At 70.9% G+C, this 24,068-nt stretch carries 24 protein-coding genes and 1 pseudogene; 16 read left to right on the top strand and 9 right to left on the bottom strand.

Annotated features, from left to right (window positions below; all coding sequences use genetic code 11):
- Positions 1-2: 2 nt before the first annotated feature.
- The 4 genes from AB0K82_RS34895 to AB0K82_RS34880 form a co-directional block, all read right to left on the bottom strand.
- Positions 3-989 carry an aminoglycoside phosphotransferase family protein gene (locus tag AB0K82_RS34895; RefSeq protein ID WP_364405251.1) on the bottom strand — a complete coding sequence of 329 codons (987 nt, stop codon included), beginning with the start codon at positions 987-989 and terminating at the stop codon, positions 3-5.
- Between the two features lie 57 nt (positions 990-1,046).
- Positions 1,047-1,484, bottom strand: a complete 438-nt coding sequence (locus tag AB0K82_RS34890) for a hypothetical protein (RefSeq protein ID WP_364405249.1) — start codon at positions 1,482-1,484, stop codon at positions 1,047-1,049.
- A 473-nt stretch (positions 1,485-1,957) separates the two neighbouring features.
- Positions 1,958-2,218, bottom strand: a complete 261-nt coding sequence (locus AB0K82_RS34885; RefSeq protein WP_364405248.1) for a hypothetical protein — start codon at positions 2,216-2,218, stop codon at positions 1,958-1,960.
- Positions 2,215-2,541 carry a hypothetical protein gene (locus AB0K82_RS34880; RefSeq protein WP_364405247.1) on the bottom strand — a complete coding sequence of 109 codons (327 nt, stop codon included), beginning with the start codon at positions 2,539-2,541 and terminating at the stop codon, positions 2,215-2,217. The genes AB0K82_RS34885 and AB0K82_RS34880 overlap by 4 nt, the downstream gene beginning before the upstream one ends.
- 33 nt (positions 2,542-2,574) lie before the next feature.
- Between AB0K82_RS34880 and AB0K82_RS34875 the strand changes: the two are divergent.
- The 3 genes and pseudogenes from AB0K82_RS34875 to AB0K82_RS34865 form a co-directional block, all read left to right on the top strand.
- Positions 2,575-2,736, top strand: a pseudogene (locus AB0K82_RS34875) (helix-turn-helix transcriptional regulator); the annotation flags it as partial.
- Positions 2,719-3,372 carry a DUF5753 domain-containing protein gene (locus tag AB0K82_RS34870; protein WP_364405301.1) on the top strand — a complete coding sequence of 218 codons (654 nt, stop codon included), beginning with the start codon at positions 2,719-2,721 and terminating at the stop codon, positions 3,370-3,372. The pseudogene AB0K82_RS34875 and the gene AB0K82_RS34870, both read left to right, overlap by 18 nt.
- Positions 3,373-3,384: 12 nt before the next feature.
- Positions 3,385-3,489, top strand: coding sequence for a DUF397 domain-containing protein (locus AB0K82_RS34865; protein WP_364405246.1), 105 nt, complete (start codon positions 3,385-3,387; stop codon positions 3,487-3,489).
- Between the two features lie 131 nt (positions 3,490-3,620).
- On the opposite strand, the gene AB0K82_RS34860 is transcribed toward AB0K82_RS34865, so the two are convergent.
- The gene (locus AB0K82_RS34860) at positions 3,621-4,016 is read right to left on the bottom strand and encodes a hypothetical protein (RefSeq protein WP_364405245.1); all 396 of its coding nucleotides are present in this window, start codon (positions 4,014-4,016) and stop codon (positions 3,621-3,623) included.
- Between the two features lie 97 nt (positions 4,017-4,113).
- Between AB0K82_RS34860 and AB0K82_RS34855 the strand changes: the two genes are divergently transcribed.
- Positions 4,114-4,719 (top strand): TetR/AcrR family transcriptional regulator, encoded by a 606-nt coding sequence (locus AB0K82_RS34855; protein ID WP_364405244.1) that lies wholly within the window; start codon positions 4,114-4,116, stop codon positions 4,717-4,719.
- 367 nt (positions 4,720-5,086) lie between these two features.
- Here AB0K82_RS34855 and AB0K82_RS34850 read toward each other — a convergent pair whose 3' ends face one another.
- The 3 genes from AB0K82_RS34850 to AB0K82_RS34840 form a co-directional block, all read right to left on the bottom strand.
- Positions 5,087-5,668, bottom strand: a complete 582-nt coding sequence (locus AB0K82_RS34850) for a helix-turn-helix domain-containing protein (RefSeq protein ID WP_364405243.1) — start codon at positions 5,666-5,668, stop codon at positions 5,087-5,089.
- Between the two features lie 77 nt (positions 5,669-5,745).
- Positions 5,746-6,183: a nuclear transport factor 2 family protein gene (locus AB0K82_RS34845; RefSeq protein WP_364405242.1), complete on the bottom strand. Its 438-nt coding sequence runs from the start codon at positions 6,181-6,183 to the stop codon at positions 5,746-5,748.
- Entirely contained in the window at positions 6,180-7,757 is a 1,578-nt protein-coding gene (locus AB0K82_RS34840; RefSeq protein ID WP_364405241.1) for a cytosine permease, read from the bottom strand. The genes AB0K82_RS34845 and AB0K82_RS34840 overlap by 4 nt, the downstream gene beginning before the upstream one ends.
- A 150-nt stretch (positions 7,758-7,907) precedes the next feature.
- Here AB0K82_RS34840 and speB point away from each other — a divergent pair, with 150 nt between their 5' ends.
- The 12 genes from speB to istB all read left to right on the top strand — a co-directional run bounded on the left by speB (position 7,908) and on the right by istB (position 22,491).
- Positions 7,908-8,882, top strand: coding sequence for an agmatinase (speB, locus tag AB0K82_RS34835; RefSeq protein WP_364405240.1), 975 nt, complete (start codon positions 7,908-7,910; stop codon positions 8,880-8,882).
- A 2-nt stretch (positions 8,883-8,884) separates the two neighbouring features.
- A complete protein-coding gene (locus AB0K82_RS34830) occupies positions 8,885-10,321 on the top strand; it encodes a gamma-aminobutyraldehyde dehydrogenase (protein WP_364405239.1) in 1,437 nt (478 codons plus the stop codon).
- A gap of 34 nt (positions 10,322-10,355) precedes the next feature.
- A complete protein-coding gene (gabT, locus tag AB0K82_RS34825; protein WP_364405238.1) occupies positions 10,356-11,702 on the top strand; it encodes a 4-aminobutyrate--2-oxoglutarate transaminase in 1,347 nt (448 codons plus the stop codon).
- A 21-nt stretch (positions 11,703-11,723) separates the two neighbouring features.
- The gene (locus AB0K82_RS34820; RefSeq protein WP_364405237.1) at positions 11,724-13,157 is read left to right on the top strand and encodes an aldehyde dehydrogenase family protein; all 1,434 of its coding nucleotides are present in this window, start codon (positions 11,724-11,726) and stop codon (positions 13,155-13,157) included.
- Positions 13,158-13,362: 205 nt separating this feature from the next.
- A complete protein-coding gene (locus tag AB0K82_RS34815; RefSeq protein WP_364405236.1) occupies positions 13,363-14,316 on the top strand; it encodes a hypothetical protein in 954 nt (317 codons plus the stop codon).
- Positions 14,317-14,638: 322 nt separating this feature from the next.
- Positions 14,639-15,541, top strand: coding sequence for a hypothetical protein (locus tag AB0K82_RS34810; RefSeq protein ID WP_364405235.1), 903 nt, complete (start codon positions 14,639-14,641; stop codon positions 15,539-15,541).
- Between the two features lie 151 nt (positions 15,542-15,692).
- Entirely contained in the window at positions 15,693-17,957 is a 2,265-nt protein-coding gene (locus tag AB0K82_RS34805; RefSeq protein WP_364405233.1) for an Orn/Lys/Arg decarboxylase N-terminal domain-containing protein, read from the top strand.
- 156 nt (positions 17,958-18,113) lie between these two features.
- On the top strand, positions 18,114-18,461 hold the full coding sequence (locus AB0K82_RS34800) for a hypothetical protein (RefSeq protein WP_364405231.1): 348 nt from the start codon (positions 18,114-18,116) through the stop codon (positions 18,459-18,461).
- Between the two features lie 117 nt (positions 18,462-18,578).
- Positions 18,579-20,054 carry a tetratricopeptide repeat protein gene (locus AB0K82_RS34795; RefSeq protein ID WP_364405230.1) on the top strand — a complete coding sequence of 492 codons (1,476 nt, stop codon included), beginning with the start codon at positions 18,579-18,581 and terminating at the stop codon, positions 20,052-20,054.
- Positions 20,055-20,275: 221 nt separating this feature from the next.
- Positions 20,276-21,070: an SDR family oxidoreductase gene (locus AB0K82_RS34790; protein WP_364405229.1), complete on the top strand. Its 795-nt coding sequence runs from the start codon at positions 20,276-20,278 to the stop codon at positions 21,068-21,070.
- A 99-nt stretch (positions 21,071-21,169) separates the two neighbouring features.
- Complete coding sequence (locus AB0K82_RS34785) at positions 21,170-21,349, top strand: hypothetical protein (protein WP_364405228.1); 180 nt, start codon at positions 21,170-21,172, stop codon at positions 21,347-21,349.
- 107 nt (positions 21,350-21,456) lie between these two features.
- Entirely contained in the window at positions 21,457-22,491 is a 1,035-nt protein-coding gene (gene istB, locus AB0K82_RS34780) for an IS21-like element helper ATPase IstB (protein ID WP_364405226.1), read from the top strand.
- A 282-nt stretch (positions 22,492-22,773) separates the two neighbouring features.
- On the opposite strand, the gene AB0K82_RS34775 is transcribed toward istB, so the two are convergent.
- Positions 22,774-23,367, bottom strand: a complete 594-nt coding sequence (locus AB0K82_RS34775; protein WP_364405225.1) for a hypothetical protein — start codon at positions 23,365-23,367, stop codon at positions 22,774-22,776.
- Positions 23,368-24,068: the final 701 nt, after the last annotated feature.

Here is a 24,068-nt window from a genome sequence, read left to right as displayed (position 1 = left end):
CGTCACCGCGCCGGGCAGCGCGCGAGACGGTCGAGGACCCGCGTCAGCGAGGCGGTGGTGAGGTCGCGGACGCGCGCGTACTCCTGCTCCGGATACTGCCGGGGCCCGTTCTCCACCAGCATGATCAGGTACAGGTAGGCCCGGTAGAGGTCGAGGCGGACGCGGGCCGCCGAGGTCAGCTCGAGCGGGGTCACCTCCCGGTAGCCGGCCAGCAGCGGGTCGTCCTCACGCAGTTCGCCGAAGATGGTCGGCGTCACGAACTCCGCGAGCGGGTCACCCCAGAACGCCCGCTCGTGGTCGATGATCGCCTGGATCCGCGGCGTGGCGGTCAGGTCGAGGAAGACGTTCCCCGGCCACACGTCGAAGTGCACGAGGCGCGGCGTCACCACCTCGTCGAGGACGGGTGAGGCCGCGGTGAGCACCGCGCCGATCTCCTCGACCGGCAGCGGCAACGGCGTCGGGTACCGCTCGACGTCGGCCAGCAGGGCTCCGGCCATCGCGAGGTACGCCGCACGCCAGGTGGGCCCGGTGATCCCCGCGTACGGGTAGCCGAAGACCGCGCCGGTGACCGTGTGCAGCCGCGCCAGGTGGCGGCCCAGCTCCCGGCGGAGCGCGTCCGCCCCGTCCGGCTCGACGTCGTTCCAGGAGACGCCGTCGAGCGCGTCGAGCAGCAGACAGTCACCGCCGAGCACCGGATCGTCGAACACCGCGCCCAGCAGCGCCGGCACCGGCACCCCCGCCGCCGCGGCCAGCTCGTACGCCTCGGCCTCCGTCCGCAGCAGGAAGCGCTCGTAGCTGAGCTGTTCGAGCTCCGGGGACGGCGACAGCTTCAGCACCACCTCGCGACCGTCGTCGAGGGTGAGCCTCCAGACCGCGTTGACGAACCCGTCCGTCAGCTCGACCGACGCGACCACGCCCGCACCGAGGGCCCGCCGCGCCAGCGCGTCCAGTTCGACACCGCTCAGGCGCCTTTTGGTCCTGCTCTCCACGGCCCGATTGTGCGATCAGACCCGTCGCCCGTCCACCGCGTTCCATCGCCCGCCGCGTCAGGCCGTACGCTCCGGCCGCCGGTCGGCCCGGCCTTCCGGACACCGCTGATCCCCATCCCGGTTCGGACAGCAGACCACGGTCAGGTCGACGAAGCCGCCGCCCCTGAGCCACCAGGCCCACACGAGGTCGTTGCCCCGGCGCAGGGTGTCGAGGGCGTTCGCGGCCATGGTCTCCAGGGACGGTGCCTGCCGTTGTTGTTCGAGGTGCATCCGCTGGTCGGCGATGTCGGCGTACTGCTGCGCCAGCCAGGCCACCGCGTCGGTGGGGTCGTCCCAGGTGCCTTTGACCATCCGTGCGGGCTTGGCGAGCCAGGCGCTGGTGGCCTCGGGCGGGACGACGGCGCTCTGGAAATCTGTAGTGCCGGCGCGACGCGCGTCATCGAACGGTTTGATCGCCTCGCCGGCGCCTCGGAACAGGTACGCGTGGAAGTGCACTGGTCAGTCCTTAGGATCGTGGGTGCGTCCCCCCGACTTCGCCTCGGGGGGACGCACCATCACTCACCGCATGCCGATGACGGCGATCTCGACGCAGGCCTCACCGTCCTCGCCGGTATAACCACCGCACCGACGCACGGCCCTGCGCCACACCGCTTCGTTCACGAACCTCACCCCCTTCTCTCCTCGCGGTGCCCCTCCACGAACAGCGGAGGGAGTCAGAACACGCCGCCTCCAGCGCCGACGCTCCTGCCGGGCCGCGACCGCGTCCGGGGAACCGCCGTCGGCTTGGCGGTGATCAACTTCTGGATGAGGACGGCCGGGGGTGGTGGCCAGGGGGTGAACGTCCAGCCGGAGCCGAGGGGCCGCGCGCAAGGCTCGGCAAGGGCCCGCACCACCGGCGGTTCGTGCCCTTTCGAGACCCGTTCCGAGCGACTTCACCGAGCATTAGCCCGCGCCGGCCGGAGCCGACATCACCAGACCGGCGTCGTCTCAGGAATGGCGGAGTTCTCCGGGTCCGGCGAGGGCGGGCGGGGCCAGGTCTCGGCGATGGCCTGGCGAAACTCGGCCAGCACCCGGCCGTACAGCGCCCAGCGCTGTTGCTCCAGCTCCCGCTGCGTGCGGCCACGGATCTTGTACTTGCCTGACGCGGAAACGGCGACCCACTCCCGAGTGAGTGGATCCTCCCCCACGGTGTAGCCGGGGATCACCGGAACCGGATGTCGCCCGTTCATCGGACGAAGCCCGCGACGTCGGCCCGGGACAGGCTCACCCCGGGCTTGGCGAAGACGGCATGGACGACCTTGCCGGTGTCCGAGACCTCGGCCCAGAGGAAGTCGGCCACGGCCATGCTGATCAGGACACCGCGACCACTGGTGTCCATCGGATCAGGCCGCCTCTCCTCCGGCAGCGCTCCGGGATACGGATCCCGAACCCGCAGGTGGATCCAGCGAGCATGGGTCTTGATGCCGATCCAGACGCCCGGATCGGCCTGGGACGACGGCGCCCCTAAAGCGCGGACGCAGGTGATGGCGTTGGTGAGGCTGACGCCAGGCACAGCCCGACGGTCCGACGACGCCGTCTCGCCCGCGAACTCCGCAAGCTGCGCGAACATGCGGGATTTACGGCAGACCAGGTGACCCGCAAGCTCGAGTGGGCGGAAGGCAAGGTCAACCGGCTGGAGAAGGCGCAGACTGTTCGGCCGCGCGTCACCGACATCAAGGCGCTACTCGAGTTGTACGACCTGACCGACGAGACAACGCACGAAGCCCTGCTCACCCTCACTCGCGAGGCACGCCAGCGCGGTTGGTGGGCGGCCTATGGCCCGCTGTCCGACAGCTACGTCGAGTTCGAGGCCGAAGCCAACAAGATCTTCACATTCGAGCTCGCGGTCATCCCCGGCCTGCTTCAAACACCCAGCTACACCGCCGCTCTACAGCGGGCGTGGACGACACGAGATGAGGCTGAGGTCAAGCGGCTCGTCGACCTACGGATGGAGCGACAGAAGATCCTCGACTCGGAGAACCCGCCTCTCCTGTGGGCAATCATCGACGAAACCGCTGTCCTCCGCTCCTTCGGCTCACCGGAGGCCAAGGAAGAGCAGTTCCAGCGCCTCATCGACACCGAACCGCTCGAACATGTCAATGTCCAGATTCTGCCGATGAGCGTGGATCCGCATCTTGGCCTATCCGGCCCTTTCGCGATCCTGGATTATGAGGGTGATCCATCCATCGTCTACCGCGAGATCCGCCCCAGAAGCAGCCTGTATGTGGAGGGTGAGGCCGAAGTAGAAGAGCGTCGCCAAGTCTTCCAACGCCTGAGCGCGTCCGCGCTCGGGGTCAGCGAGTCTGCCAGCTACTTGAGGCGGCTCATCGACCACCAGAGATGAAAGGGCAAGACCGTGTACCAGCCCCCCTCCGGCGACTGGCGCAAGTCCTCCCGCTCTCAAGAGGGAGATGGCAACTGCGTCGAGGTCAGCGTCGTAGCCGAGCCGCAGCGCCCATAAGGCCGGAAGAAGACCGGCGGCCCCGGGAACAGGGCGCTCCTGGGGCCGTCGGCGTGTTCGGCGGGGCGGGTCGGTGATCGCGGCCTGATCACTGGCATCCACTGCGCTGTAGCGGCAGCGTCCGCCAGTGATCAAGGGCGGGGAGCGCGGGTCATCAGGTATGCCGCCGTCAGGGCGATGGCCAGGCCGCTGTCCCAGCCGATGGTCGAGGCGGCCTCCGCGGCGCCGCCGCGCGCGAGGTAGACGGCGGCAGTCAGGGCCAGTGCCGCCTTGTCGGCGATCAGCAGTGCCCACACCGCACCGTGCACCCGGGGCCGCAGCGCCAACAGGACGAACAGCCCCGCACACAGGAACAGCCCGTACATCCGCCAGGTCTGGACGACCAGCACCGTGTCGTCGGCCCGGGTGACGTCGGAGATGGCCGAGACCGCGGCGGCCAGTGCCGACACCGCCGCGAGCCAGGTGAGCACGCGGCCGGCGGCCCGCCATCGGGACGGGACAGCGGCGACGGACAACGCAGAATTCATGATCAGCTCCCCTATGCGACAGGGTGTCGCGTTAGCGGGTAGCATGACATGCCGAGACGCTTGATGCAACGAGTCGTCGCATTAGATCCGAGGAACCATGCCCCAGCCCCGGCCCGGAGGCCGCACCGCACGCACCCGCACGGCCGTGCTCGAAGCGGTCATCGACCAACTGACCGAGACCGGATACGCGGGGCTCAGCGTCGACGCCGTCGCCCGCCGCGCGGGCGTCCACAAGGCGACGCTCTACCGCCGCTGGGGCACCGTCGACGGCCTCCTGCTCGACGCGCTGACCCTCTTCGCCGACCGGTCCGTGCCCATGCCCGACACCGGCACCCTCGACGGCGACCTGCGCGACCTCGCCCGCTCCGCCCTCGCGGTCCTCACCGACCGCGCCGGGCAGGCACTGATCCGCGCGGTGGTGTCGGCCGGCCACGACAGCCAGGTCGCCGAAGTCATCCGCGCCTTCTGGACCGGTCACAACACGATGGTCGCCCGCATCGTCGAACGGGCCGCCGATCGTGGCGAACTCCCCGCCGACACCGACCCCACCGACGTGTCCCGCGCCATCGGCGCTCCCCTGTACATGCGCCTGCTCGTCACCGCCGAGCCCCTCGACACCGCGGCCGCCGACCAGTCCGCAGCGGTCGTGGCCGCCGCCGCCCGCGCCGGCGTCTTCACCCACGACACCGAACTTCCCGACTGACGCTCCGCCCGCCCGTTAACCGGCAGCCCCACAAAGTGATCACTGGCACCTACTGCGCTCTTACGGCAGCATCCGCCAGTGATCACGTGAACCAGCCCGCCCGCGCCGGGCACAAGGCTCGGCGAAGGTTGCGCTTTCAGGTGGTTCTGCCCGATGAAGGACCCACTCCCGTCGGTTTCGCCGAGCGTTCGGTTCGTTTCGCCGCGCCGTGGCGCTCTCCCGGAGAGCGGGCGGGGCCGGCCGGAGGTCTCGGTCGGCGGCGCGACGTTCGGCCACAACCGTGGCTCGGCCACAACCGTGGCTCGGCCACAACTGCGTTCGTCCGCGGCGGTGCTCGTCCCCGTGAGCGACGGGGAGGGCGTGGGGGTCAGGACTCCCAGGGGGCGGGGACGATGACCCACAGCGCCTCGGCGCTGACCTTCTCGTCGGGGTTGAGCCAGCTGTGCGGCTCGCGGCCGGAGAACGTCAGCGTGTCCCCTTCGGCCAGCAGCGTCGCCGACTCGCTGAACTGCACCCGGAGGGTGCCGCGCAGGACGTGTACGACCTCGACCTCGCAGTTGAGGGTGTACAGCTCAGCGCCGCCGGTGCCGCCGGGCTCGATGACGGAGCGCACGAGCTGGACCCGCCCCTGGCCGCGTGGGGTCAGGAGGCGTTCTGCCGCGCCGTGGCCGGTGAGCTGGATCGCCGGAGCTTCGTCCTTGCGGACGACGTCGGTCTTCGGCGCGGTGAACAGCTCGCCGACGGGCAGCGACAGCGCGGCGCACACCGTCACCAGCGTCGACACGCTCGGCGAGGTGACGTCCCGCTCGATCCGGCTGATGAAGCCCTTGGTCAGCCCGGTGCTCTGCGCGACCTGGTCGATCGTCAATCCCTGGCGCTGCCGCGCGTCGCGCAGCCGGGCGCCGATGCGGAGTTCCTGGTTGCCGGCGGCGATCGGCACTGACTTCATCCGACCCCTAATCCTGTCGTGGCGGCGCGGCGGCGGCCGGTCGGGGCCGCCGTCCGCACTCTACTGGGCCGGTCGATTCACCGATCGTCACCGGTGGCCGGGGCGGGTGACAGGTGCTCGTGGACGGCGAGCCAGCGCGGGCCGACCCGCTCGAAGACGATGGTCTCGCGCTCGAACACGGTGCTGGTCTCGCCCTGTGCCGCGACGGTGGTCTCGACGTCGTGACCGAACACGGCGCCGTCGCGGCCGACCATCCGTACCCGCCCGTTCGACGAGCGACAGGACAGGACGCGGAATCCGTCCTCGGTCTCCCATCGCTCCCACAGCCGCTCGTACTCGGCGCGCGAGCCGATCCGTACGTCGCTGGTGTGGAAGATGAAGGTCGCGTCGGCGGCGAAGGCGTCGAAGTAGGCGCCGGTGTCGTGGCGGGCGAACGCGGCCACGAGGTCGCGGGCCGCGGCGAGCACCTCCTCGGTGTCGGACGCCGGGGCCGTCTCCGCTGCTTCATCGGTCATGCGCTGGGCCTTTCTTCGGGAGCGCCGGTGAGGACCTTGGTCCGGCGCCGTACGCGGTGGACGGACGCCTTGGGATCGTCGACGACCGCCGGCCTGGCGGCGGACCGTGCGGGCACGGCCCGCGGGCCCTCGTCGGGGAAGACGTAGGAGGGCTCCGGGAACAGGTACAGGGCGGCGACGTACAGCACCACGGCGCTGACCAGGGTGACGACGAGGCTGATGTCGATCCCGCCCGCGACGTCGCGGAACGGCCCCCGCAGCAGCGGCGGGACGTTCGCGAACAGCAGGCCCGCCGCGGTGGCGACGATCCAGGTGCCCATCGAGCGCCAGTTGACGCCGCGGTTGAACCAGTACGCGCCGCCTCGCTGGCCGCGGTTGAAGACCTGCAGGTCGGCCGACACGTAGTGGCCCCGGCGCACGAAGTAGCCGATCGACATGATCACCATCCACGGCGACGTGCAGAGGATGATCAGCGTGGCGAACGCGTTGATGCTGTCGACCAGGTTGAATACGAACCGGCCGACGATGATGAAGACGAACGCCAGCGTGCCGATGAGCAGGGTGGACCGGACCCGGTTGAGCCGGGGGAACACCGAGGAGAAGTCCAGGCCGGTGCCGTACAGCGCGGTGACGCCGGTGGACATGCCGCCCAGGAAGGCCACCACGAGCAGCAGCAGCGCGTACCAGAGCGGGGAGACCTTGATCAGGCCGGCGGTGTAGTCGGCGGCGTTCGTGACGAGCGTCGCGGTGGCGACGCCGAACAGGAACGGGATCAGGCTGCAGAGCTGGGCGAAGAACGGCGCCGCCATGAGGGTGCGGGGCCGGTACGTGTCGGGGATGTAGCGCGACCAGTCCCCCAGGAAGGCGCCGAAGGAGATCGGGTTGGCCATCGTGATGAGGACGGAGGCGACGAAGGTCGCGGTGAACGACCCGCCGAGGTAGAGGTGCGGGTCGCCGGCGTACGAGGCGTGGAAGCTCCCCGAGTAGGCGACGATCGCCAGCAGGATGAGCGCCGTGCCGAGGACGACCACGACCTTGTTCACCAGCAGCATGAACGCGTAGCCGTACACGCAGATCACGATGACCAGCAGGCCGAACGCCGCGTAGACGAGGCCGCGCACCAGGTCGTTGTCCGGCACGTCGAACAGCCGGTTCGCCCCTCCGACGAACGCGTCGCCGCTGACCCAGACGGAGATCGCGTAGAAGGCGATCGCGGTGAGCAGCGACAGGTACGAGCCGACGATCCGGCCGACGACGCCGAAGTGCGCGCCGGACGACACCGCGTTGTTGGTGCCGTTGCGCGGGCCGAACAGGGCCATCGGCGACAGGATGAGCGCGCCGAGGAACACGCCGGTGACCGTGGCGAGCACGGCGTTCCAGAAGGACAGACCCGAGGCGATCGGGATCGTGCCGAGGATGATGGTCGCGAACGTGTTGGCGCCGCCGAACGTGATGCGGAACAGGTCGAGCGGCCGAGAGTGCCGGTGGTCGGCCGGGATCGTCTCGATTCCGTAGGGCTCGACCTCGGTGGCCTTCGGCCGTGCGGCGGGTTCGTCGACGGACTCGGGGGTCATCTGGCTCCTTCCCGCTGTTTGTGCAGGTTAGTGGGGGTATGCGGAGTAACGCGCCTGCCGAGTGGTGCGTAATGCTTGCAGATGGTTTCTTCACAGACAACCCCTGTTGCCCTATGGTTACCTCGCCAGGTAGATGAGAGGAACCCCCGCATGTCTGACGACCTGCCGCGCAGCACTGAGAACGGCCGTGTCGGCCCGGTGGTGGCCAGCGTCGTGCCCCGCTTCGCGGGGCCCGCGACCTTCGCCCGGCTCCCCCGGCTCGACGAGGTCTCCGACGTCGACGTCGCCGTGGTCGGCGTGCCCTTCGACGCCGGCGTGAGCTACCGGCCGGGCGCCCGGTTCGGCCCCGCGCACGTCCGGGAGTCGTCCCGGCTGCTGCGCCCGTACAACCCGGCGCTGGACGTCAGCCCGTTCGGCCGGCAGCAGGTCGCCGACGCGGGCGACATCGCGGTCAACCCCTTCTCGATCGACGAGGCCGTACGGGCGATCGAGGCGGGTTCGGACGCGCTGCTCGACCGGGCGGGCCGGCTGCTGACCATCGGCGGCGACCACACGATCGCCCTCCCTCTGCTGCGGTCGCTGACGCGCCGCCACGGTCCGGTCGCCGTCGTCCACTTCGACGCGCACCTGGACACCTGGGACACCTACTTCGGCGCGGCCACCACCCACGGCACCCCGTTCCGCCGGGCGTCCGAGGAGGGCCTGCTCGACCTGTCCGGCTGCCTGCACGTCGGCATCCGGGGCCCGCTGTACGACGCGGCGGACCTGACCGAGGACGCCGAGCTCGGCTTCCAGACGGTGCACGCCCGGGAGATGGAGGACCTCGGCACGCGCGGCGTGACCGAGCGGATCCGCGAGCGTGTGGAGGACCGCCCGGTCTACGTATCGGTCGACATCGACGTGCTCGACCCGGCCTTCGCGCCCGGCACCGGAACGCCCGAGTCCGGCGGCCTGCTCAGTCGCGAGCTGCTCGCCATCCTCCGCGCGTTCGCCGGCCTGAACCTCGTCGGTGCCGACATCGTCGAGGTCGCGCCGGCCTACGACCACGCCGAGATCACCGGCATCGCGGCCTCCCACGCGGCGTACGAACTGCTGTCGGTGATGGCCCTGAGCGACGGGAAGTGACCATGGAACGCATCCGGAACGTCATCGACGGCAGGAGCGTCGACGCCGCCTCCGGCCGTACGAGCGAGGTGATCGACCCGTCGACGGGCGAGGTCTACGCGACCGCGCCGGTCTCCGGGAGCGAGGACGTCGACGCGGCGTTCGCCGCGGCCGAGCGGGCGTTCCAGACGTGGCGGGACACGACGCCGTCGGAACGGCAGCGCGCGCTCCTGGCGATCGCCGACGCGATGGAGGCGCGGGCCGAAGAGTTCGTCCGCGCCGAGGTGCGCGACACCGGCAAGCCCGTCGCGCTGACGGCGACGGACGAGCTGCCGCCGATCGTCGACCAGATCCGCTTCTTCGCGGGCGCCGCCCGCGTGCTGGAGGGACGCTCGGCGGGCGAGTACGCGCCCGGCCTGACCTCGGTGATCCGGCGCGAGCCGATCGGCGTGTGCGGCCAGATCACCCCGTGGAACTACCCGCTGATGATGGCGGTGTGGAAGTGGGCGCCGGCCGTCGCCGCCGGGAACACCGTCGTGCTCAAGCCGTCGGACACGACCCCGGCCAGCACGGTCCTGATGGCCGAGCTGATGAACGAGGTGCTGCCGCCCGGCGTCGTCAACGTCGTGTGCGGCGACCGCGAGACCGGCCGGCTCGTCGTCGACTCACCGGTCCCGCAGATGGTGTCCATCACCGGTTCGGTCCGGGCCGGCATGGAGGTCGCCTCGGCGGCGTCCCGCGACCTGAAGCGCGTGCACCTGGAGCTGGGAGGGAAGGCGCCGGTCGTCGTGTTCGACGACGCCGACGTCGCGGCCGCCGCCGAGGGCATCGCGGCGGCGGGGTACTTCAACGCCGGGCAGGACTGCACCGCCGCGACCCGCGTGCTCGCCGCCCCGGAGATCCACGACGACCTCGTCGCCGCGCTCGCCGAGCAGGCCCGCGCGACCCGCACCGGGCGGCCCGACGACGCGGACGTGGCGTTCGGCCCGCTCAACAACGCCGGGCAGCTCGACCGCGTACGGGGCTTCCTGTCCCGGCTGCCCGACCACGCCACGGTCGAGGCCGGGGGCGACCGCGTCGGCGGCGACCTGGCGTCCGGCTACTTCCACGAGCCGACCGTCGTCTCCGGGCTGCGGCAGGACGACGAGATCGTCCAGAACGAGGTGTTCGGCCCGGTCATCACCGTGCAGCGGTTCACCGCCGAGGACGAGGCCGTACGCTGGGCCAACGGCGTCGACTACGGCCTGGCCTCCAGCGTGTGGACCCGCGACCACGGCCGCGCCATGCGCGTGACGCGCCGCCTGGACTTCGGCTGCGTCTGGGTCAACACCCACGGCGTCCTCGTCGCCGAGATGCCGCACGGCGGGTTCAAGCACTCCGGGTACGGCAAGGACCTGTCGATGTACGGGTTCGAGGACTACACCCGGATCAAACACGTCATGCACCACATCGCATACTGAGCGGCAGACAACGCACCACCTGGAGAACCACAGCATGACCCCGCCCCCCGGCATCGAACAGCGCCGCGTCCTCAAGACCGCCATCCCCGGTCCCCGCTCGGCCGAACTGCACGCACGCAAGAACGCCGCGGTCTCCGCGGGCGTCTCCACCGGCCTGCCCGTCTACGTCGAACGCGCCGGCGGCGGCATCCTGGTCGACATCGACGGCAACCAGCTCATCGACTTCGGCTCGGGCATCGCCGTCACCACGGTCGGCAACTCGGCGCCGCGCGTGGTCGAGCGGGTGCGGGCGCAGGTCGCCGACTTCACCCACACCTGCTTCATGATCACCCCGTACGCGGAGTACGTCGAGGTCGCCGAGGCCCTGAACGAGCTGACGCCGGGCGAGCACGAGAAGCGCTCCGCGCTGTTCAACTCCGGCGCCGAGGCGGTGGAGAACGCCGTCAAGATCGCCCGCTCGCACACCGGCCGGCCGGCCATCGTGGCCTTCGACCACGCCTACCACGGGCGTACGAACCTGACCATGGCGCTCACCGCGAAGAACATGCCGTACAAGCACCGCTTCGGGCCGTTCGCCAATGAGATCTACCGGGTGCCGATGGCGTACCCGTACCGCTGGCCGACCGGCCCGGAGAACTGCGCCGACGAGGCGTTCGACGCGTTCGTCTCCCAGCTGCACGCCCAGGTCGGCGAGGAGAACACGGCCGCGGTGATCATCGAGCCGATCCAGGGCGAGGGCGGGTTCGTCGTGCCGCCCGCCGGCTACCTCGCGCGGATCGCGGAGTGGTGCCACGACAACGGCATCCTGCTCATCGCCGACGAGATCCAGACCGGTTTCTGCCGCACCGGCGACTGGTTCGCCTGCGACCACGAGGGCGTCGTCCCGGACCTGATCACCACGGCCAAGGGCATCGCCGGCGGCCTGCCGCTCGCCGCGGTGACCGGGCGCGCCCAGGTCATGGACGCCGTCCACGGCGGCGGCCTCGGCGGCACGTACGGCGGCAACCCGGTCGCGTGCGCGGGCGCCCTCGGCGCGATCGAGACGATGAAGGCCGAGGACCTGCCGGCGCGGGCCCGCGCGATCGAGGCGCTGGTCGTGCCGCGGCTGCGGGAGCTGGCCGCCAAGTACCCGCAGATCGGCGACGTCCGCGGCCGTGGCGCCATGCTCGCGATCGAGCTGGTGTCCGACCCCGCGGCGAAGACCCCGGACGCCGGGCTGACCGCCGCGGTGAGCCGGGCCTGCCACGCCGCCGGCCTGGTCACCCTGACGGCGGGAACATACGGCAACGTCCTGCGGTTCCTGCCTCCGCTGTCCATCACCGACGACCTGCTCACCGAGGGCCTCGACATCCTCGAGCAGGCCTTCGCGGCGTCCGTCTGAGTCCGGAACGAGGTCGCAGTCTTGTCAGACGTCATCCCCTTCCACCTGTCCGGCGCGCCCACGACCGGCGCGGACACCCTCGAGGTGACCTCCCCCTGGGACGGCTCCGTCGTCGGCGTCGTCTCCGTGCCGACCGACGCCCAGGTCGAGCAGGCCGTCGCCGACCTGGACGCCGTACGACGCGAGGCCCAGGCCACCCCCGCGCACGTACGGGCCGCCGCGCTCGACCACATCTCGCGGCGGCTGGCGGAGCGCGCCGAGGAGATCGCCCGGCTGATCACCGCGGAGAACGGCAAGCCGCTGGTCTGGTCGCGCGGTGAGGTCTCCCGGGCCGTCTCGACCTTCCGCTGGGCCGCCGAGGAGGCCCGTCGTTTCTCCGGTGACCTGCAGCGCCTGGACACCGACGCGGCGGCGACCGGACGGCTCGCCGTCGTCCGGCGCTTCCCGCGCGGCCCGGTGCTCGGCATCGCGCCGTTCAACTTCCCGCTGAACCTGGTCGCGCACAAGGTCGCGCCGGCCATCGCGGCCGGCGCCCCGATCCTCGTGAAGCCGGCGCCCGCCACGCCGCTGTCCGCGCTGCTGCTCGGCGAGATCATCGCGGAGACGGACCTGCCTCCCCGGATGGTCTCGGTGCTCCCGGTGCCGAACGACCGGATGGCCGCCCTGGTCGACGACCCCCGGCTCCCGGTGATCTCGTTCACCGGGTCCGGCCCGGTCGGCTGGGCGATCCAGCGGCAGGCGCCGCGCAAGCACGTCACCCTGGAGCTCGGCGGGAACGCCGCGGTGGTCGTGAACGAGGACTGGCCGGACCTGCCCGGCGCGGCCCGCCGGATCGCGCTGTTCGCCAACTACCAGGCGGGCCAGTCCTGCATCTCCGTCCAGCGGGTGCTCGTGCACGCGAGCATCTACGACGCGTTCGTCGCCGACCTCGTCGCCGAGGTCGAGCGGCTCCCGACCGGCGACCCGACGGCCGACGGGGTCCAGGTCGGCCCGGTGATCAACGACGCGGCGGCCGAGCGGATCACGGACTGGATCGACGAGGCCCGGCGGGGCGGCGCGTCGGTCCTGACCGGCGGCGGCCGCGACGGCCGTACGGTGGCGCCGACCGTTCTCTCCGACGTCCCCGCCGGGTCCGCGCTGGCGGAGGAGGAGGTCTTCGGGCCGGTCCTCACGGTCGCGCCGTTCGGCGACCTGGACGAGGCGTTCGAGATCGTGAACGCCTCGAAGTACGGGCTGCAGGCGGGGATCTTCACCACCGACGTGCAGGCCGCCTTCCGGGCGCACCGCGACCTGGAGGTCGGCGGTGTGATCGTCGGCGACGTTCCCAGTTTCCGGGCGGACCAGATGCCGTACGGCGGGTGGAAGGAGTCCGGCGTCGGCCGGGAGGGCGTCCGATCCGCGATGAACGACCTCACCGAGGAGCGCGTCCTGGTCCTCACCGGTCTCGACCTCTGAGGCCGTATTCCCGCGGCCGGGGCCGCCGTCACCGGCGGCGGCCCCGGCTACAGGGTCGATGACGGCACCGACCGGTGACATTACCGGGCGTGACGAAAACGGCAAGTGCCGTGCGCAAAGGACTTCGGCATATCGCTTTCCGGGTACGCCGAGGTAGCCCGGCATCCGTCAGCGGCGCGTACGGGAGCCGCCCTAACCTCGACTCATGGACGTCGCGGACGGCGAGGACGGAATCCCCGGAATCTCGATGCCGGGAAACGCCTCCCGAGACCATTCCTCCGGTGCCACGGAGTTCTCCGTCGCACTGCGGACGGCGATTCACGAGAGCGGCCTCACCCTGGAAAGCCTGCGGAACCGGCTCCGGCAGCGGGGAGTTTCGGTCAGCGCCGCCACATTGAGTTACTGGCAGAGCGGGCGGAGCAGACCACAGCGCCCCGACTCCATCGCCGCCGTCGGCGCGCTCGAGCGGATTCTCGAGCTGCCGTCCGGCGCCCTGACCGACCGGCTGGGACCGCGCCGGCGCCGTGGCCAGACGGGGAGCGGGCCGCTGTCTCCGGCCCGCCTCTGGCCCGACCCGCGCCCCGTCGTCACGATGCTCGCTCAGCTCGACCGCTCGTCCGACCACCGGCTCGAATGGCTCAGCGTGCACGACGTCTACGAGGTCGACGCGCACCGGCGGCCTCGCGCGCTGTCGGTGCGGCAGGTGGTGCGGGCGTCGGGCGACGACGTCGACCGGCTCGTCGCCGTGCACCGCGCCGAGGCCGCGACGGATCCGCCGCCGGCGCTCGGCGGGCTCCGGTACGGCCGGCGGGGGCGCGTCCGCCATGAGGCGGGCTTCGTCGCCTTCGAGATCTTCTTCGACCGGGTGCTCGCGCGCGGTGACACCGCGGTCGTCGAATACGAGCTCGAGTTTCCGGGAGACCGGCCGATCGCGCGATTCTATGATCGCCGTTTTCGCCATCCGGTAAGGGATTACCTGGCCGTCGTCCGGTTCGACCGGCGAAGGTTGCCGGCGCGTTGCTACCGCTACGACCGCGCCGGCGTCGATGTTCCCCGGCACCGCACCGCCGAACTCTGGGTCGGGCCGTCGGGCGGCGTCCACATCATGCGCAACGGCATGGCGGGCGGGATCATCGGACTGGAGTGGGAATGGGAATGATCACAAAGCCGCGTTAACTGATATTAACAGTGAATTCTAGACGCCATGGAAAACGTTGACGGCCGCTCGCGGCGACGATCATCATCCCTTCAGCCCCCCCGAGAAGGAGCGTGCGGGGCTCGCCGACCGTGATTCCCGACCGGATCACCCCGGACCTCGGTGCCCCGCCTGCCGAGGTCCGGGGTGATCGCCTTCGTCGGGGCCTTGCCAACCGGGCGACCTGACTGAGATCTTTCATGGCGTACACAGCCCTGTCCGTACCCAGTCAGGCCAGGCCGGGGGGTGGCCTTCCGCAACCGGAGGCACTCGAACAGTGCGGAGCATGGTGGAGGACGATCTCCTCCAGGTGGTTCGGAGCGGTCCCTTCGACGTGGCGCTGCAGGCCGCCATCCAGGCTCGCGGCCTCACGCTGGAGACCCTCCAACGGCGGCTGCGGGAGCGACGCGTCCATGTCAGCCTCTCCAGCCTCAGCTACTGGCAGCGCGGGCGGACCCGCCCCGGGCGCGCCGACTCGCTGCGGGCGGTGCGCGGCCTGGAGAGCATCCTCGAACTGCCGCGCAACTCCCTCATCACGCTGCTCAAACCGCCCGACAACCGCCCGGCCGGGACCTGGTCGCCGCCGGCCGGGATCTTCGCGAACCACGGCGCCCTCGACCTGCTCGACGAGATCGGCGACCGGACGGACGGCCGGATCACCTGCCTGAGCCTGCACGACCGCTACGTCCTCGGCCCGGACCGGGACCTTCGGTCGGCGCAGACCCGCGCGGTCCTCCAGGCGCAACAGCCGGGGGTGGACCGCTGGCTCTGCGTGTACCACAACGAACACGGCGTGCTGCCCACGTACAAGGAGGCGAGCCGCTGCAGGTTCGGCCGGATCCGTACCGACGAGGCGAAGGCGATGGTCGCGTCGGAGCTGCTGTTCGACCGGCCGCTGGCACGCGGCGAGACCTACCTGATCGAGTACGGTTTCGGCTTCTCCCCGCCGGGGCCGCCCGACACCGAGGAGGGCCGGGGCTTCCGGTTCCCCCAGCACGAGTACCTCCTCGAGATCGAGTTCCACCCGTCGACCGTCCCGGCCCGCTGCTACCGGACGTGGCGTCCGGACGGCGCCGCCCGGACGGCGGAGGAGACCGACCTGCGACTGTCCAGCGCCCACACCGTCCACGTCATCGAGTTCGGACTGCAGGCCGGTGGATACCTCGGGATCGGGTGGGAGTGGGACTGACGTGCCGGGAGAGGTGACCCTGAGCGTTTTCGTCGGCACTTTCCGTTGATGACGGCCGGTGTTACAGTTCGCAGTGATTCCAGCACGCGGAGTGTCGGCCGGTGACGGCGCCCCGTCGGCACGTCCCCCCGAGCGCCGTGGAGGTCCTGGCATGGAACGCGCGATTCTCCTCTCCGTCGACGAGCGGCCCGACGCCGACTCGGCGGTCGCCGAACAGCTCCGCCGCCTCCGCACGGCGATGGAGGAACACGACCTGCGGGTGCGCTGGACCCATCGCAGCGCCGACGCGCTCGCGGTGATCCGCTCGGACGCGACGCTGACCGGGCTGCTGGCCGGGTGGGACGCTCCCGGCGCCGAGGAGATCATGGCGGCGGTGATCAAACGGTTCCACCGGCTGCCGGTCTTCCTGCTCACCGCCGAGCAGGAGCCGCGCGACATCCCGCTGTGGGTCTACGAGGTGATCCAGGGCTATGTCTTCCCGCTGGAGGACACCCCCGACTTCATCGCCGGGCGCATCGCGCACGCCGCCGAGGAGTACACCGAGCAGACGCTCCCGCCGTTCTTCGAGGCGCTGCGCCACCTGGAGGACCACCACCGCTACTCCTGGCACACCCCCGCCCACGCCGGCGGCGTGGCGTTCCTCAAGTCCCCGGTGGGCCGGGCGTTCTTCGACTACTACGGCGAGCGGCTGCTGCGCACCGACCTGTCGATCTCGGTCCCCGAGCTGGGGTCGCCGCTGGAGCACACCGGCCCGATCGGCGACGCCGAGCGCAACGCCGCCCGGATCTTCGGCGCCGAGCGGACGTACTTCGTGATGAACGGCAACTCGACCGCCAACCGCATCGTCGGCCACCACGCGGTCGCCCGCGGCGAGTTGGCGCTGATCGACCGCAACTGCCACAAGTCGATCCAGCACGCCCTCGCCATCAACGGCGCCCGGCCGGTCTACCTGGCCCCCGAGCGCAATGGCCTCGGCCTGGCCGGCCCGATCCCCGCCGGAGCGCTGGCGGGGGCCACCGTACGCGACCGGCTCGGCGGCCACCCGTTCACGGCGGGCGCGGCGGCGCCGGAGCCCACGTACGCGGTGGTCACCAACTCGACCTATGACGGCCTGTGCTACGACGCCGTAGGCGTCGCGGAGCTGCTCGGCGCGTCGGTGCCACGGGTGCACTTCGACGAGGCGTGGTTCGCCTACGCCCGGTTCAACCCGCTCTACGCCCGCCGCTACGGCATGGCCGTCGACGAGCGGTCCCTGCCCGGGGCGGACCGGCCGACGGTCTTCGCCACCCAGTCCACGCACAAGCTGCTGGCGGCGCTGTCGCAGTCGTCGATGCTGCACGTGCGCCCGTCGCCGCGCGCGCCCGTGGACCACGACCGGTTCAACGAGACCTACCTGATGCACGCCAGCACCTCACCGCTCTACCCGATGATCGCCTCACTGGACGTGGCCGCCGCGATGATGGACGGGCCGTCCGGGCCCTTCCTCACCGGGGAGGCGATCGTCGAGGCGATCCGCTTCCGGCAGGCGATGGTGCGGCTGGCGGCCCGGATCCGTGAGGACGGCGCCCGCCCGGACTGGTTCTTCGGCGTGTGGCAGCCCCCGCGGGTGACCGATCCCCGGACGGGCGAGGCGGTGGCGTTCGAGGACGCCGACCTGGACCTGCTGTCCACCGAGCCCGGCTGCTGGACACTGTCGCCCGGCGCCGCCTGGCACGGGTTCGACGGCCTGGACGACGGCCACTGCATGCTGGACCCCATCAAGGTGACGATCACCTGTCCCGGCGCGGACGCCGCCGGCGGCACCACGGAGTGGGGCATCCCCGCCAAGATCGTGTCGGCCTACCTCGAGCGGCGCGGCATCGTGGTGGAGAAGACCGGCGATCACACGCTGCTGGTGCTCTTCTCGCTCGGCATCACGAAGGGCAAGTGGGGCACCTTGATCGACGCGCTCATCGACTTCAAGAACGCCTACGACGGTGACCTGCCCCTGGCGGAGGTGCTGCCGGGGTTCGGCCCGTCCGGGGTGACGCTGCGCGCGCTCTGCGCACAGGTCCACGGCAAGCTGCGTGATTCGAAGCTCGACGTCCTGCTCGACGAGGTCTTCACCGATCTGCCCACCCCGGTCCTGACGCCGGCCGACTGCTACCAGGCGCTCATCCGGTCGCGCACCGAGCGGGTTCCGCTGAGCGAGCTGGCCGGCCGCGTCTCCGCCACGACCGTCGTCGTGACGCCGCCGGGCATCCCGATGCTGATGCCGGGTGAGTCCACCGGTCCGGACGACGGGCCGGTGATGAGCTACCTTCGCGCCCTGGAGGACTTCGACCGGGCCTTCCCCTACATCGACACCGACATCCACGGGGCGCACCGCGACGACACCGGCCGGTACTGGATCGAGTGCGTCGCCGAGGGCGACTGAGCCTGCGCACCGCGGCGGCTCAGGGAGCACGGCGCCGGCCCCCGCCGCGCGTCTCGGGGGCACGGACGGCCATGCGCAATCGCCACCATCAGCCGTATTGTCCCCATATGGGGGGTTCGTACGCGGCGGGTGCCGTGGACCTGTGAGGCGGGTGCGATGGCCGAGCAGGGGGACCGGATCGGCGGGGCCGAGGCGCTGGACGAGGAGCTCGCCGCGACGGTGCGCGGTTCGGGCGCCTCGGCCGGCGCCGTCTTCCTGGGCACCGGTGAGCAGCGGGGGCTACGGCTCGTCGCCATGTGCGGCGTGCCGGAAGAGCTCATCGCGCCCTGGCAACGCCTCCCGGCGCTCCGGTCCAGTCCGCTGCTGGACGCCGTGCGGGAGGATCGTGTCGTCTGGGTGGCCTGCCAGGGCGACATGGCCCGCATGTACCCGCACGTCGCGGCGCTGCTGCCCTACCGGTACGCCCTCGCCGCCCTGCCGCTGTCCGGGCCGTGCTCGCCCTGAAGAGGACTCGGTGATCCGTCCACTCGGGCCGGAAGCGAGCGAAGACGCGACCACGGGCGCACGCGAGCCGCCGGCCCCACCGGCGACCGTCGTACGTGATCTCTAGACTCCCCGGCCATGTCAGCACCCCCGACGTCGCTCGACATGGCGTACGCCCTTCTTCAGGAGGGCCGGCCGGTCGACGCCGAACAACTCATGGTGAGAGAGCTCCAGGCCGTCGAGCGAAGGCACGGCCGCGGCAGCCCGGAGTGGGCGTCCGCCCAGTGCGACCTCGGCAACCTCCTGTTCGGCTGCGGCCTGCCGGACCGGGCCGTCGAGTGCTTCCGCAGCGCGTGCGCGGGTCCGATACCCGAGGACCCCGAGGCGCACAAGGAGCATCTGACCTACCGGCTCAACCTGGGCGCCGCGCTGATGATGACCGGCCGGCTGGAGGAGGCCGACGCCGAGCTGCGACGCAACCTCCAGGAGCGGCTGGCCTTCTACGGCCGCTCGCATCCCGGCTACGCCTTCGGCCTCGAATCGCTGGCCGACGTCCTCCTCAAGCGCGGCGCCGTCCAGGAGGCGCGGGAGGCGATCGAGGAGGTGACCGCCAATTTCTGGCGCAACGGCCACGAGCGGGTCGCCACCGCGCTGGCGCTCCGGGCGGAGATCGTGACGGCCGAGGGCGGGACCGATCCCCTCTTCCCCGGGCTGGACCAGCTGCCCGACGAGCTCGTCGAGCAGGTGGCGACGACGGTGCTGAACCGGACCGACGTGGCGACGGCCGGCGCGGCGGGCCAGGCGGTCCTGGCCGGCCTGGTCAGCGCGCTGGAGGCCCGGTTGGGGCCCGATCACCAGGCCACGCTCAACGCGCTGTCGCTGTCGGCGAACCTGGGCCGTCACCTCGGAGACGGGGCCGGGCGCATCGCGGCGATCCGATCCGTGCTCGCCTCGTACGACCGTCAGGGCCGGGCCGAGGAGGCCGTGATGGCGACGCTCGGCCTGGCGATGGCGCAGAGCGACGCGGGTGACCTGGCCGGGACGCTGGAGACGTACGCGCAGGCGCGTACCCGCGCGGACGCCATCGGCCGTCCGGAGCTCAGCAGCCAGGTGCTGCGCAACTGGGGGCTCGCGCTGTCGGAGGCCGACCGGCCGGCCGAGGACGAGAAATGCCTGCGCGAGGCCCTGGCGGCCGCCGAGCTCGGGCATGACTACGAGATACTCGGCCGCGCGCGGATCGCGCTGGGTCTGTTCCTGCAGCACCGGGAGCGCCTGGCCGAGGCGCAGCAGGTGGTCGAGGCGGGGCTGGCCACCCTGGACGTGGCACACCCGGACGCCATCGTGGGGCGCAGCCACCTCAAGGCGATCATGGATGGTCGTTCGTGCGGATGCGGCGACATCGAGGGGACGATCGCGGAGGCGTTCCGTGAGTTCGTCATGGGCCGGCTGCCGCAGGACCTCCTGGAGCGGCTCGACGTCACCGTGAAGGACGGCGAGTTCGCCATCCGCGTCGAGCTGCGCCGTGAGCCGGCCGAGGACGAGATCGCGCACCTGAACCGGGTGATCGAGAGCGCGAACGCCGAGTTCCGCCGGCGGCTGGCGCACGCCGAGTAGCGCGCGGCGGCCGCGATGCCGTGGACGGGGCCGAAGGGCGCGGCGATTCCCGAGACGTCCGCGATCCGCGCCGCGTGCCCGTCCTGTACGCGCCGGTCCGTCGCCCGTCACGGAGCGGCCGGCGCGTCGAACGGGCGGGTCGTTCCCGCCGGGGGGGAGCCGGCGCGTCCAACGGGCGCGTCGGTGGCGCTCCGCGAGCGCGCCGGAGTGAAGATGGATCGATGAACATCGATCTGTCGGGCCGCCGCGCCCTCGTTTCCGGATCCAGCCAGGGCATCGGGCTGGCCATCGCCACCGAACTCGCCCGTGCGGGCGCGGCCGTCGTCGTGAACGGGCGCGGGGAGGACAAGACCGAGCGGGCCGCCGCCGCCATCGCCGACCAGGTGCCGGACGCGGAGGTGTCCGCCGTCGCCGCCGACCTGGCGACGGCGGAGGGCGCGGCCGAGCTCCGGGAGCGGGTGCCCGACCTGGACGTCCTCGTGAACAACCTCGGCATCTTCGGCGTCCGGCCGGCCCTCGAGATCGACGATGACGAGTGGCGCCGGTACTTCGAGGTCAACGTCCTGTCGGCCGTCCGCCTCACGCGTACCTATCTGCCCGGAATGATGGAGCGCGGCTGGGGCAGGGTGCTCAACATCGCGAGCGACTCGGCGGTCGCCATCCCCGCCGAGATGGTGCACTACGGCATGACCAAGACGGCCCTGCTGGCGGTCTCGCGGGGCTTCGCCAAGGCCGCGGCGGGCAGCGGCGTCACCGTCAACTCGGTCATCGTCGGCCCCACCCACACGCCGGGCGTCGAGACGTTCGTCGGCGAGCTCGTCGGTGAGGACCTGCCCTGGGACGAGGCGGAACGCCGCTTCATGCGCGAGCACCGGCCGGACTCCCTCATCCAGCGGCTCATCGAGCCCGCCGAGATCGGCCGCCTGATCGCCTACCTGAGCTCGGACCTGGCCTCGGCGACGACCGGCGGCGCCGTCCGCGCCGACGGCGGCTACGTCGACTCGATCCTCCCCTGAGCCTCTGCCGTGGCGGAAGCGACCGTGGCCCGGACAGTCACTCCTGACGTCCCCCGATAAGCGAGGGGCGCGACACAACCCGGGACAAGGAGCTTCAACATGACCCTCCACGAGAACACGGGCGCCGACAAGCCCGAGACGAGCGCGGCCGGCGGCACCCTCCGCGACCTCCTCGGCATCATGGGCGTGGTCGCCCTGCCGGTGCTGGCGCTGGTGATGTGCCAGCAGCCCGGCCACGTTGGTCTTACGAGCGGTTCTTGGCCCCACCCGGCGAGTTAGCTTTGGCCCCACTGTGTAGCCGGGTGGTTACGGTTCAGCGAGTTTTGGCCCCACCCGTGGTGTTGCGGTGAGAGTCTCGGTGTGCCTGGAAGCACCTGGGGGTTGGCGTGGCGCGGGACCACAGGGCGGAGCAGTTCGCAGCGATCCGTAGCGATTCGCGGCTGGAGGGCCTGTCGGTGCGGGCGCTGGCTCGCAAGTACGGGGTGCATCGCCGGACGGTGCGTGAGGCGTTGGCCTCGGCGTGGCCGGCGGCGCGTAAGAAGCCGCCTCCACGGTCGTCGCGGTTGGATCCGTTCAAGCCGGTGATCGATCAGATTCTGTGGGCGGATCTGGATGCCCCGCGCAAGCAGCGGCATACGGTCCGGAGGATCTTCAACCGGTTGGTCGCCGCTGACGCCGCCATCGACCAGGCATGCCGGATGCTGCGGCTGCCGACCCTGCGCAACCAGTTCGCTGCCATCGCCGATGCCGCCGACCGTGAGCAGCTCACCTACCGCGGGTTCCTGGCCGAGTTGCTGATGGCCGAGTGCGAGGACCGGCAACGCCGCCGCTCCGAACGCCGGATCAAGGCCGCCGGGTTCCCCCGCCAAAAGTGGCTGAACGACTTCGATTTCGAGGCCAACCCCAACATCAACGCCGCCGCCGTCCACACCCTGGCCAAATGCGAGTGGGTCAAGCACGGCCACCCGCTCTGCCTCATCGGCGACTCAGGCACCGGCAAGTCCCACCTGCTCATCGCGCTGGGCACCGAGGCCGCCATGGCCGGCTACCGGGTCAAGTACGTCCTGGCCGCCAAGCTCGTCAACGAACTCGTCGAGGCCGCCGACGAACTGGCACTCAACAAGACCATCACCCGCTACGGCCGCGTCGATCTTCTCTGCATCGACGAACTGGGATACATGGAACTCGACAAACGCGGCGCTGACCTGCTGTTCCAGGTCCTCACCGAACGCGAGGAAAAAGCCAGCGTCGCCATCGCCTCCAACGAAAGCTTCGGCGGCTGGACCAAGACCTTCACCGAACCCCGCCTCTGCGCCGCCATCGTCGACCGGCTCACCTTCAACGCCACCATCATTGAGACCGGCACCGACTCCTACCGACTCGCCCAAACCCGCGCCCGTCAGGCCACCGAACACGCCTGACCACCAACGGACCGCATTCTTCGACCCTGCCGAAGAAGAGAACCGGCCCGCCCAGCGGAGGGCAGGCCGGCCTTGTTCGGTTCATCGCGGGTGCCCTGTGGGTCGCCCAGCGCGATCGTTTGAAGACACGCCCTCCGCCTTAGAAGCGGTGGGGAGGTTACGGCAGAGCCAGGAGGTGGCCCTGTCAGCCTTCCCGGTCCCCGCGGTCGGCGAAGGCCAGCAGCGCTTCGACCACCTCCGCGTGAGAGGCGTTGAAACGCGCACTCCTCGCGACGGTGTACTTCACCACCAAAGGATGCCCTTGAGGCAGACCTCCAGGGCCCTTTCGTGAGACATGTCGCCGTTGTGATAGCGCACGGTGGCGTAACGGTCCAGGTTGACGCCCTTGGCGTGGGCGTCCAGCACCTCCGGATGAGTGGCGTCGTCTCGCCGTGCGACGGCGTAGCGCCACACGTTGATGCCCTTGGCGTGCGCCTCCAGCGCCTCAGCGTGAGAGGCGAGGCGGCGTGCCTCGCCGTACCAGCCAACGTCGATGCCCTTGGCGTGTGCCTCCAGCACCTCCGGGTGAGAGGCGCCGACCTCTCGCGCGAAAGCGTACAAACACACGTCGATGCCCTTGGCGTGTGCCTCCAGCACCTCCGGGTGAGAGGCGCCGACCCTCCGCGCGTCGGCGTAGCCCCACAGGTTGATGCCCTTGGCGTGCGCCTCCAGCACCTCCGGGTGAGAGGCGCCGGCCCTCCGCGCGTCGAGGTACTCGTGGTAGCAGCGCTTGCCGATGACGCCGAACCGAGCGCTCAGGCGGTCCAGGAACGAGACCCGGGTCGCTGCCCGAACGTTGGTGGTGAGAGGTGATTTGGTGTTGGTGATCTCGGACATGCGAGAACTCCTCATTTCAAGAATCTTGTTTGTGCTCCGTGCAGCTCTACAGTCCTGAAGTGATCAGTCACGGCACGTCGCTGTGACCACGACATCACCGGGCTGCCGGCAAACCGGAGGCCAGGCTTGGCCTGATCGCACACTGCCGGCCGTTGAGCCGCGGCCGGATGGCATGGATGAGCCGGCCACCCTGACGGTGGTCGGCGACACCACCGCCTCGGCCAGCTACTGCTCTACGGCCGCGTGGACCACCGCACCCGCATACGAGCAGGTGCCGGAACAGCAACCCTGAGCGACGTCGACGACCATGGCATCCCACGCACGCCACCTGACCAGACCACCCCGCCTCGCCCGAGGTGGGGCCAAATCTCGTTCACCGGACTCTCCACCAAGATCACTAAATGGGGCCAGCTAAAGCTCGTACCCGGGGCCAGGTGTCGTACGTCGAATCAGCCACGTCAACTACACCTGCATCTACTGCAGCGGACAGTTCTGCAGCCTGTGCGACGGACACCCCAGCGACGGGTCCTGCATCAGCTAGTCCTGAGCCGACTCGCCTGATCCGCTGACTGACGGCGTGGGGGGGGGCCCCCCCCCCCCCCCCCGGGGCCGGGGGGGGGGCGGGGGGGGGGGCCCGCCCCCGCCGCCCGCGCGCCCCGGGCCCGGCCCACCACGCCCCGCGCCGCGGCGCCGGCCAGGCC

Origin of the sequence: Actinoallomurus sp. NPDC052274, assembly GCF_040679475.1 — a bacterium.
GTDB classification, from domain to species: domain Bacteria; phylum Actinomycetota; class Actinomycetes; order Streptosporangiales; family Streptosporangiaceae; genus Actinoallomurus; species Actinoallomurus liliacearum.
Note: the sequence above shows the minus strand (reverse complement) of the source record. Positions and strands in the feature narration are given on the sequence as shown.

What these genes read in the sequence shown, in the direction of transcription:
- AB0K82_RS34785 (WP_364405228.1), top strand. Translation starts at nt 21,170, where the DNA reads ATGACCCTCCACGAGAACACGGGCGCCGACAAGCCCGAGACGAGCGCG.
- AB0K82_RS34815 (WP_364405236.1), top strand. Translation starts at nt 13,363, where the DNA reads ATGGACGTCGCGGACGGCGAGGACGGAATCCCCGGAATCTCGATGCCG.
- AB0K82_RS34830 (WP_364405239.1), top strand. Translation starts at nt 8,885, where the DNA reads ATGGAACGCATCCGGAACGTCATCGACGGCAGGAGCGTCGACGCCGCC.
- AB0K82_RS34845 (WP_364405242.1), bottom strand. Translation starts at nt 6,183, where the DNA reads ATGACCGATGAAGCAGCGGAGACGGCCCCGGCGTCCGACACCGAGGAG.
- AB0K82_RS34805 (WP_364405233.1), top strand. Translation starts at nt 15,693, where the DNA reads ATGGAACGCGCGATTCTCCTCTCCGTCGACGAGCGGCCCGACGCCGAC.
- AB0K82_RS34855 (WP_364405244.1), top strand. Translation starts at nt 4,114, where the DNA reads ATGCCCCAGCCCCGGCCCGGAGGCCGCACCGCACGCACCCGCACGGCC.
- AB0K82_RS34840 (WP_364405241.1), bottom strand. Translation starts at nt 7,757, where the DNA reads ATGACCCCCGAGTCCGTCGACGAACCCGCCGCACGGCCGAAGGCCACC.
- speB (WP_364405240.1), top strand. Translation starts at nt 7,908, where the DNA reads ATGTCTGACGACCTGCCGCGCAGCACTGAGAACGGCCGTGTCGGCCCG.
- AB0K82_RS34790 (WP_364405229.1), top strand. Translation starts at nt 20,276, where the DNA reads ATGAACATCGATCTGTCGGGCCGCCGCGCCCTCGTTTCCGGATCCAGC.
- AB0K82_RS34810 (WP_364405235.1), top strand. Translation starts at nt 14,639, where the DNA reads ATGGTGGAGGACGATCTCCTCCAGGTGGTTCGGAGCGGTCCCTTCGAC.
- AB0K82_RS34850 (WP_364405243.1), bottom strand. Translation starts at nt 5,668, where the DNA reads ATGAAGTCAGTGCCGATCGCCGCCGGCAACCAGGAACTCCGCATCGGC.
- AB0K82_RS34775 (WP_364405225.1), bottom strand. Translation starts at nt 23,367, where the DNA reads ATGTCCGAGATCACCAACACCAAATCACCTCTCACCACCAACGTTCGG.
- AB0K82_RS34795 (WP_364405230.1), top strand. Translation starts at nt 18,579, where the DNA reads ATGTCAGCACCCCCGACGTCGCTCGACATGGCGTACGCCCTTCTTCAG.
- AB0K82_RS34800 (WP_364405231.1), top strand. Translation starts at nt 18,114, where the DNA reads ATGGCCGAGCAGGGGGACCGGATCGGCGGGGCCGAGGCGCTGGACGAG.
- gabT (WP_364405238.1), top strand. Translation starts at nt 10,356, where the DNA reads ATGACCCCGCCCCCCGGCATCGAACAGCGCCGCGTCCTCAAGACCGCC.
- AB0K82_RS34860 (WP_364405245.1), bottom strand. Translation starts at nt 4,016, where the DNA reads ATGAATTCTGCGTTGTCCGTCGCCGCTGTCCCGTCCCGATGGCGGGCC.
- AB0K82_RS34885 (WP_364405248.1), bottom strand. Translation starts at nt 2,218, where the DNA reads ATGAACGGGCGACATCCGGTTCCGGTGATCCCCGGCTACACCGTGGGG.